The organism is Hydrocoleum sp. CS-953 (assembly GCF_002260545.1).
Lineage (GTDB): Bacteria > Cyanobacteriota > Cyanobacteriia > Cyanobacteriales > Microcoleaceae > Trichodesmium.
The window spans coordinates 1-8,421 of record NZ_LGSU01001242.1 but is presented as its reverse complement, the minus strand read 5'-3'; the positions used below and the strand labels follow the sequence as shown (position 1 = coordinate 8,421).

7 protein-coding genes and 5 pseudogenes are annotated in these 8,421 nt (G+C 36.4%); 2 read left to right on the top strand and 10 right to left on the bottom strand.

Translation table 11 applies throughout. The features are described 5' to 3' along the window. Window positions 1–510: 510 nt before the first annotated feature. Together AFK68_RS39425 and AFK68_RS39420 are read left to right on the top strand one after the other, a co-directional pair. Window positions 511–1,025 (top strand): annotated as a pseudogene (locus AFK68_RS39425) (S-methyl-5'-thioadenosine phosphorylase); the annotation flags it as partial. A gap of 1 nt (window position 1,026) precedes the next feature. Continuing rightward, window positions 1,027–1,590, top strand: a pseudogene (locus AFK68_RS39420) (S-methyl-5'-thioadenosine phosphorylase); the annotation flags it as partial. 499 nt (window positions 1,591–2,089) lie between these two features. On the opposite strand, the gene AFK68_RS21290 reads toward AFK68_RS39420, so the two are convergent. The 10 genes and pseudogenes from AFK68_RS21290 to AFK68_RS21245 all read right to left on the bottom strand — a co-directional run bounded on the left by AFK68_RS21290 (window position 2,090) and on the right by AFK68_RS21245 (window position 8,326). Then, on the bottom strand, window positions 2,090–2,389 hold the full coding sequence (locus tag AFK68_RS21290; protein ID WP_246844325.1) for a PspA/IM30 family protein: 300 nt from the start codon (window positions 2,387–2,389) through the stop codon (window positions 2,090–2,092). A 63-nt stretch (window positions 2,390–2,452) separates the two neighbouring features. Next, the coding region (locus AFK68_RS21285) for a lecithin retinol acyltransferase family protein (protein ID WP_143438112.1) at window positions 2,453–2,975 on the bottom strand (523 nt) is incomplete at its 3' end. A gap of 364 nt (window positions 2,976–3,339) precedes the next feature. After that, window positions 3,340–4,131, bottom strand: coding sequence for a hypothetical protein (locus tag AFK68_RS21280; protein WP_094674877.1), 792 nt, complete (start codon window positions 4,129–4,131; stop codon window positions 3,340–3,342). A 106-nt stretch (window positions 4,132–4,237) separates the two neighbouring features. Beyond that, window positions 4,238–4,612, bottom strand: coding sequence for a hypothetical protein (locus tag AFK68_RS21275; protein ID WP_094674875.1), 375 nt, complete (start codon window positions 4,610–4,612; stop codon window positions 4,238–4,240). A gap of 788 nt (window positions 4,613–5,400) precedes the next feature. Beyond that, window positions 5,401–5,760, bottom strand: a pseudogene (locus AFK68_RS21270) (RNA-guided endonuclease InsQ/TnpB family protein); the annotation flags it as partial. A 1-nt stretch (window position 5,761) separates the two neighbouring features. Next, a pseudogene (locus AFK68_RS45935) lies at window positions 5,762–6,287 on the bottom strand (RNA-guided endonuclease InsQ/TnpB family protein); the annotation flags it as partial. Between the two features lie 362 nt (window positions 6,288–6,649). Next, a partial coding sequence (locus AFK68_RS35375; RefSeq protein WP_246844324.1) for a helix-turn-helix domain-containing protein occupies window positions 6,650–6,878 on the bottom strand: 229 nt, incomplete at its 3' end. Window positions 6,879–6,949: 71 nt separating this feature from the next. Further along, window positions 6,950–7,174, bottom strand: a complete 225-nt coding sequence (locus AFK68_RS21255; protein ID WP_094674867.1) for a hypothetical protein — start codon at window positions 7,172–7,174, stop codon at window positions 6,950–6,952. A gap of 63 nt (window positions 7,175–7,237) precedes the next feature. Then, a pseudogene (locus AFK68_RS45930) lies at window positions 7,238–7,489 on the bottom strand (DUF928 domain-containing protein); the annotation flags it as partial. Window positions 7,490–7,546: 57 nt separating this feature from the next. Beyond that, window positions 7,547–8,326: a DUF928 domain-containing protein gene (locus tag AFK68_RS21245; RefSeq protein ID WP_094674863.1), complete on the bottom strand. Its 780-nt coding sequence runs from the start codon at window positions 8,324–8,326 to the stop codon at window positions 7,547–7,549. Between the last annotated feature and the right edge of the window lie 95 nt (window positions 8,327–8,421).

The following is an 8,421-nucleotide window of genomic DNA, read 5'->3' as shown; positions in this document are numbered from 1 at the left end:
TCATTAATGGATAATTACCTGGTGGTTAAAACCGTAAGGGAATTGAATAGAAGGAAATATCCTAGCACTGTTCGAGTCGGGGAGATGGGATATGGCGTTTAGCGCTCCGATAGGAAAGTTGTGCGCTAGCTAAACGACCGCTTTTTCCCCTTGAAAGGGAGCGCTCATAAAGCTGAATTATTTAATTAATAATTAATAATTATTAATTATTCGGTAATCAAAATGTTCTCCTCTCTCTCCTGCCAAGTATCCTAAATATTTCCCTGTGATAGCTATTTCATACAAATGTTCCTACATTAAGTTTGTTGTTATATGCTATGTGTTAGGAGGTGGGCAAATATCTGAATAGTTATAGTTTTGCAGAGGATTTTACTGTAACGATCTTTTTTGAATTTGGTATTACCTGTTGCCTATTTCCTCTTCTGTGTTCCCTATTACCGATTATTTGTGGGTATTTAACTAGACATGATATAAAATATTGGAGTAAGAGGAATATCAGGTAATCAAAGCATGACTGAAGTAAAGATTGGCATTATTGGCGGTAGTGGTTTATACAAAATGGAAGCACTCAAAGATGTAGAGGAGATAAAGTTAGATACACCTTTCGGTTCTCCCTCTGATGCTTTTATTGTTGGTACTTTAGAAGGAACACGAGTAGCATTTCTATCCAGACACGATCGCAACCACACTTTATTACCATCTGAATTACCATTTCGTGCCAATATTTATGGTATGAAAAGTCTGGGTGTGGAATATTTAATCTCTGCTTCTGCAGTAGGTTCTCTCAAAGAAGAAGTTAAACCCCTAGACTTAGTAGTAGTAGATCAGTTTATTGATCGCACAAAAGGTAGGCAATCTACATTTTTTGGTCAAGGAATAGTAGCACATATTACTTTTGAAAATCCTACTTGTCCCCAACTAGCACAAATACTGGCGGATGCTGCGGAAAGTTTAAACTTGCAGGATGTAAATGTACATCGCAGTGGCACTTATTTATGTATGGAGGGTCCTGCTTTTTCTACTAANGTAGATCAGTTTATTGATCGCACAAAAGGTAGGCAATCTACATTTTTTGGTCAAGGAATAGTAGCACATATTACTTTTGAAAATCCTACTTGTCCCCAACTAGCACAAATACTGGCGGATGCTGCGGAAAGTTTAAACTTGCAGGATGTAAATGTACATCGCAGTGGCACTTATTTATGTATGGAGGGTCCTGCTTTTTCTACTAAAGCGGAGTCAAATTTATATCGTAGTTGGGGCGCAACAGTTATCGGGATGACAAACTTGCCAGAAGCAAAGTTGGCAAGGGAGGCGGAAATAGCTTATGCAACTTTAGCTTTGTCTACAGATTATGATTGTTGGCATGAGGAGCATGAGAGCGTGACTGTAGACATGGTGATTAATAATTTAAGGAAGAATGCTGTCAATGCTCAAAAAGTTATCCAGGAAACTGTGCGGAGATTAAGTGAAAATAAGTTTGTGTCTGATTCTCATTCAGCGTTGAAAAATGCAATTTTGACTCCTTTGGATAAGGTACCTGCTACAACTAAGGAAAAGTTGGGGTTATTATTGCAGAAATATATTTAACAGTACACACAAAATTCGGGCGTTAGTTTGTGATTTAACTTCCCTGGCGGGAAGTCCCGCGCTCTCCGGTGGGGGAGCGTCGTATGGGAAAGCCAAGGCCAAGATTCGGATACCTTCATAAGCTGTTCATATGCCCTTGACAAGCTAGGTACATTTTGTTAGTATCAATGTCAACACAGGGGGAGGACATCACCTCNTACCTTCATAAGCTGTTCATATGCCCTTGACAAGCTAGGTACATTTTGTTAGTATCAATGTCAACACAGGGGGAGGACATCACCTCTGTCTAAACAGCGGTTAGGGTTTCCCAGACTGAAGAATCCCGCGTTTTCCCGTAAGGGCAACGTCGGGAGTATGTCAAGGTTAAGGTGCGTTCCAACGCACCCTACAACTTTAGTTGTCGCGTAAGTCCTTCCCACACCCCCACACTCCCTATTCCCTTTTTAATAGCACTCAATTTCCACATCCCAGATAAAAACGCTATATATCATCAGCCATACTAATTTTTACCAATTAAATTTTGACTTCGCAAAAGTGTTTCTGTCATAGTTGCCAATTTCTGCAAACTATTTGCTAATTCATCAGCACGTTCTTGATGTTTTCGCTTGCGAATTAAGGCAGCACGAGCTAAATCTTCCCGGTTTTTTTTAAGCGCTGCAACCGCAACTTTTTGCCAGTTATCTATTTCCTGTAAAGTTTGTTTATATTCAGGTTGAATATTTTCCCAAGCTACTTTAATATCTGCTAAAGCTTTACTTACTAATTCAGCAGTACCTAGTTCAGTTTTTACGCCTAAAATTGCCTGCTTAATTGGTTCTGATATTTGCTCGACATTAATATGATGAAGTAGAGGAATAAAGTNCAACTTTTTGCCAGTTATCTATTTCCTGTAAAGTTTGTTTATATTCAGGTTGAATATTTTCCCAAGCTACTTTAATATCTGCTAAAGCTTTACTTACTAATTCAGCAGTACCTAGTTCAGTTTTTACGCCTAAAATTGCCTGCTTAATTGGTTCTGATATTTGCTCGACATTAATATGATGAAGTAGAGGAATAAAGTTTTTTATTTGTTGACTATAGCTAACTCCAGTAATACACCAAGTCGCAAAGTGTTCGCAATTATTAAAAAGAATATTATATTTTCTTTCTCCTAGTCTACTTTCTGCTCTTTGAATGACTGTATCGGCAATATAACGAAGTGGGTAACGTTTAACATAAACTTTTCTGCCATCAATAAAATATGCTTTAGAAGTTCGTTCAATAGTTTCTGTTCCTTTGCGATAATGAATAACTGTTCCATCGCCATAGTCAATACCATGATGTTCGTAAACACCATCTATATTTAGAAATTTTCTAATAGTGTATATTTGTTCTCCCCGTGCCATATTATTTTCCCTAACTTTATCTCATTACATTTTAATCTAAAATATAAATAACAGATGTAGAGTTTCACGATTATCAGAATGTTTTTAGATAAATTTAGATAAGTATTTAGATAAGTATTTAGATAAATATTTAGATATGAAATCTGTTTGCTTTGGAGTATTATAATACCGTTTCACGGAAGTTAAAAGTCATGCATTAAGATTTTGTAGGATCAAAACTTTGACGATAGAGCAATTTCAGGAAATTATTTCACTTATGTAGTTTGAAACTATTTGTGACATCTTTAAAGTGAATTGGTATAAGAAACCGGGTTTATATGAGGTAGATGTCAGTATGGTAGGACATCTAATACAAACCCGGTTTCTATACTTTATCAATCAAACCTTTTGAAAAAAATTTGAGACCAACTAAAACTGCTAATCCTAAAGCTAATATTCCAGCACTAATAGCAATAACTAGAGTATCTAAATGACGAACTGCAATTGCTGTCAATGCCCAAACAAATACCAAACTATAAGCAATATCTTGTTTTTGAATATTAATAATTGCTGCAATAACGGCTCCAATTATTAACATAATTATTGTCCAAACAATAGCAACTTGCTGTGAACTATTCCAGCCTAAATTATCTAGAGCGCAGGCCAAATTCACAATTGTTGCCACACTAATCCAAGCAAAATATATACTGATGGGATGATGAACTAACCATTTATCTTTTTTTGAGACTCTTTCATAACTAATACCTAAATTTAGATATAGGCAAATCAAACAGCCTAAAATTCCTAACATTGCCAAAACTGAAAGGATAAACAGTTGATATTGAAATAAAAATATCCAAACAATTTGTGATAGACTGGCACTTACTAAAAAATATTGACATCTGCGTAAAATTTTATTTTCTCGTTGAGCAGGTAATACTTGATAAATTCCGAAGCTAATTAAACCCAAATAAATTAATCCCCAAATAGCAAAAGCATAACTGGCAGGAGTAATCAAAACATTCTTAAATATAGTATTAGAAATTTCTCCTATTGTTTGACCGCTTGGAGGAGCAAGATTTACATAAATATTCAGAAAAAAAGCCGCTAAAATAGCAATTAAATGAGCATACTGTCGAATAATATCTGAGTTAAATTTGCCTTTATTAGTTTCCATAATCATCCTTGCTATTGTGCATAAATATTATTAATAAAAATTAGAATTTAGCCCGGAAGTTGTTGTCTATAAAACCGACCGGGCTACCCAATCAAATAATATAAAATTAATCTTGAATTACTTCTAGTCCACAAGCTTCTGCGAGTTGTTGTGCTATACTTTTATATTGACGAGGTGGAGTCCTAGTATCCAGGTCTAAATTAAAACCCTCTACAACACGCTGAATTAATTTTGAACGCCATATAGCTTCTATTTCATAATCAGAACTAAGACTACCTTCTGATAATGCTGCCATTAATTTATCTAATATTTGATATTGCCCGACTAAAATTGCTGCTTTAGTAACATCACCAGAATCAGTATCAAGAGCGTCCAATTGTCTACTAACTCGATTCCATTCAGTATCAATTATTTTGAGCAAAACTGTAGCTAGTTTAGCATCACGTTGCTGTTTCAATATTTGGAATTCTTTGTTAGTCATTATTTTTAGCTCCTAAATATATTATTATAAGCTATTTAATTTTATATATCACATCTATCTAGTTTTTCCTATGAATATAATCTTAAATTCATTATGTACCTAATTTAACTATTTTTTATTCTTTGTTATTTTTGCTTTAAAAACCATTGGCAATCAAAATAGATGTCACAAATAGTTTCAAACTTTAGATATGAAATAATTTCCTAAAATTACTGTAGAGTTAAAGTTTGGAGCCTATAAAATCTTGATGCATGACTTTTTAATTTTGACTTTTACAGTAGTTTTCATTTCAGTAGATCACAGTAGGAGCGATTTCCTAGGTCATGCTTTGCTACGCAGATGAAACGCTAACGCGTTGGCGACAGCATTCGGAACGAAATCGCCACTACAGGGTTTTGGTTATGAAGATGTGGTTCATCAATCTGAAAAGCGATGTAACTTCCGTGAAACGGTATGAGATGGGAGTAGAAGGCGTAATTTTCCTAATTCCCTACCAATAGCGATCGTCTGCTCTTACAGTTTGTCATATTCTGCCAAAATTTGCTTTTCTGTTAGCAAATTCTCAATTCTTGCTGCTGTCTACTCATTATCCGTTCTACTAAACTTACCCAGACTTACCCATGAATGATTGCATGATATTTGTAGGGGCGAATGGCCATTCGCCCCTACTTCCTGTTTTGCTAACGCAAAGCTGCGCTAACACAGAAGACCACTGACCGCAGTCTGTAACTTATCTTCGAGAGCAGGCTTAAAATCGGTGAGAACTCCACCTACTAACGTGCATAATTTTCTAAGTTCACAGCAGCATTAAAATCTCTGTCTGCCTTGAAACCGCAGTTCTCACATTCATATAGTCTGACATTCAACGGCATTTTCTTTTGATGTCCGCAGTCAGAACATATCTGAGAACTTGGATAAAATCTATCTGCTATTATTAGCTCACTGCTATACCATTTACACTTGTATGTTAGCTGACGCTTAAACTCATAAAACCCACAGTCTGCTATAGCGCTTGCTAGTTTATGATCTCTTGGTGCGCGTTCCGCAAGCGAGCTGTCGTCGTCGCGGGGTCGCACCGCTTTTTGAGCATTCCGCTTACATTGTCATACTTCTATCACTATGGTGCTGTGGTTCAAAGCTCGCCCATGNTCGTCGCGGGGTCGCACCGCTTTTTGAGCATTCCGCTTACATTGTCATACTTCTATCACTATGGTGCTGTGGTTCAAAGCTCGCCCATGTTGTCAGTTTATGTAGTGCATCTGCTCTTATATCAGCTACTGCTTGGTGCGCGTTCCCTTGCGCCGTGCGATGGCGCGGGGTCGCATCCGCTTTTTTGTGAGTCTTGGCTAGTTTTTTTACTGCTTTGGCTTGTGTTTTTGCTACCAGGCTCTTTTTTCTGGACACGCCGTTGATAACGAGTTAGTCGTTTTTTGGCTTGTTTGTAGGCTTTGACGTTAGGGTAGGTGGTTCCATCGCTACAAGTTGCTAGGGCATTTATACCTACATCTACACCAATAATAGCCCATTGTTTAGTCAGAGGTTTGGGTTGACATTCATCATACTTAAAACTAATGTACCAGTCACCTGCCCGCTTGGATATTCTCACATTTTTGACTCTGTAAGAGGGTAAGATACAGTAAGTTTTTACTATTCCTATTCTTGGTAGTTTAATATANATTCTCACATTTTTGACTCTGTAAGAGGGTAAGATACAGTAAGTTTTTACTATTCCTATTCTTGGTAGTTTAATATAGTTTCCTTTCAGAATTTTAATGCTTCCTTCTAAGTAAAAACTATCTTTTTTACCTTTTTTCTTAAACTTAGGAAACCCACGTCCGGGGACAGTAAAAAAGTTTTTGAATGCCCTTTATAAATCTCTTAATGCTTGTTTTGGGGCACATTTAGACACCTCATAATACCATAGATTTTGGGATTTAACTTCTGCAATTAAACGCTTATGCAAAGTGATAGCACTAGGGCGTTTTTTGGTAGCTTCGTACTCAGTAATACAAGTAGCTAATCCCCAATTATAAGCANGTTTTGGGGCACATTTAGACACCTCATAATACCATAGATTTTGGGATTTAACTTCTGCAATTAAACGCTTATGCAAAGTGATAGCACTAGGGCGTTTTTTGGTAGCTTCGTACTCAGTAATACAAGTAGCTAATCCCCAATTATAAGCATGACGGGCTACACCGGCGTGTTTGGCAAGTAGTGTTTTTTGCTTATTATTAACTTTTAATTTAGTCTTGATTGATTGCATTTCAATTGCTCGGCCACCTCTATTAATAGTTTAATAAGTTAAACATCAATCTACTATATCATAATAAATCTCTATTTAGGTGCATCTTTAAATTCACACCTACTTCGAGTTCCTTCCTTTATTATTGAAAACGTTCTATCTCCCTGCTCTCTGATTTCTGGCGTTTGGAATTTAATATTTTGTGCTATTACTTCCCGTTGCAATATCTCAATTTCTGCATTAACAACAAAGGTTAAGCATATTGGAGATAATAAAGCTACAGTAGCTATAATAGTCAGATGAAAATTTAATTTCATTATCTTTAATCATCCTTGAGGATTTACCCATTTTTTAACTCGCATATTATCATATTATGTAGGTTATCTAACATCTGAAGTCTCCTGATTTTGTTTTGTTTCGGTAGGTTGGTTACTCTCTGTTAATAGTGGTGCATCCGCGACGGTTTCTAGCCCCACTGATTTGAGAATGTCTTGCCATTGAATAAGAAAAGTTGAATTATTGGGGTTAGACTGACGTAGTGTTGCTAGGGAGTCGAGGGTTTCGTGCCAAATACCGGCTTCAGCATAAACTTTGGGATGATTATCGAGTGTTGTTGTTTTTAACTGCTGAAGNTCTAACATCTGAAGTCTCCTGATTTTGTTTTGTTTCGGTAGGTTGGTTACTCTCTGTTAATAGGGTGCATCCGCGACGGTTTCTAGCCCCACTGATTTGAGAATGTCTTGCCATTGAATAAGAAAAGTTGAATTATTGGGGTTAGACTGACGTAGTGTTGCTAGGGAGTCGAGGGTTTCGTGCCAAATACCGGCTTCAGCATAAACTTTGGGATGATTATCGAGTGTTGTTGTTTTTAACTGCTGAAGTAAGGTTGGGAAGGTTTCGATTCTTTTTATCCAGCCATATACGTACATATCTTTACTGCGATCAAAAGGATCGATTACTATTGATACAACCCATTGATATTTTTGGCCAACTGCTAACACTGGGATACTACCATCATCAGGCAGGTCAATCCTAATAATACCCTTAGTATTAGGAAGCTTGAATTCAGTGACATAGACACTCTTACTCTTGTCTGCTTCATCGCCTAAGTCAAATTCTACTCTTATTTCTTCTGGAAGGAAATCAGAACATCTATCTTTTTTTAATACTTCTAATGCTGGAAGATATACAAAAAATTTCGGATACTCAGCCAAAGTTAACCCAATATTAGTTTCTGGTATCAAAGCAGTAAGTCCATCTTTAAACGCACACCTATTTCGAGTTCCTCCGTTTACTGCTGTGTTCATTCTATCTCCCTGCTCTCTGATTTCTGGCGTTTGGAATTTAATATTTTGTGCTATTACTTCCTGTTGCGATATCTCAATTTCTGCATTAACAACAGAGGTTAAGCATATTGGAGTTAATAAAGCTATAGTAGCTAGAATAGTCAGATGAAAATTTAATTTCATTACCTTTAACCATTCTTGAGGATTTAGGAATTTTTTTCAACTCGTACATTATCATATTATTAAGTTTTTGTCAAAATAGAATAATTGTATTTATG

Excerpts from the sequence above, each read along its gene's own strand:
- AFK68_RS21255 (WP_094674867.1), bottom strand. The coding sequence starts at position 7,174 with ATGAAATTAAATTTTCATCTGACTATTATAGCTACTGTAGCTTTATTA.
- AFK68_RS21280 (WP_094674877.1), bottom strand. The coding sequence starts at position 4,131 with ATGGAAACTAATAAAGGCAAATTTAACTCAGATATTATTCGACAGTAT.
- AFK68_RS21245 (WP_094674863.1), bottom strand. The coding sequence starts at position 8,326 with ATGAAATTAAATTTTCATCTGACTATTCTAGCTACTATAGCTTTATTA.
- AFK68_RS21275 (WP_094674875.1), bottom strand. The coding sequence starts at position 4,612 with ATGACTAACAAAGAATTCCAAATATTGAAACAGCAACGTGATGCTAAA.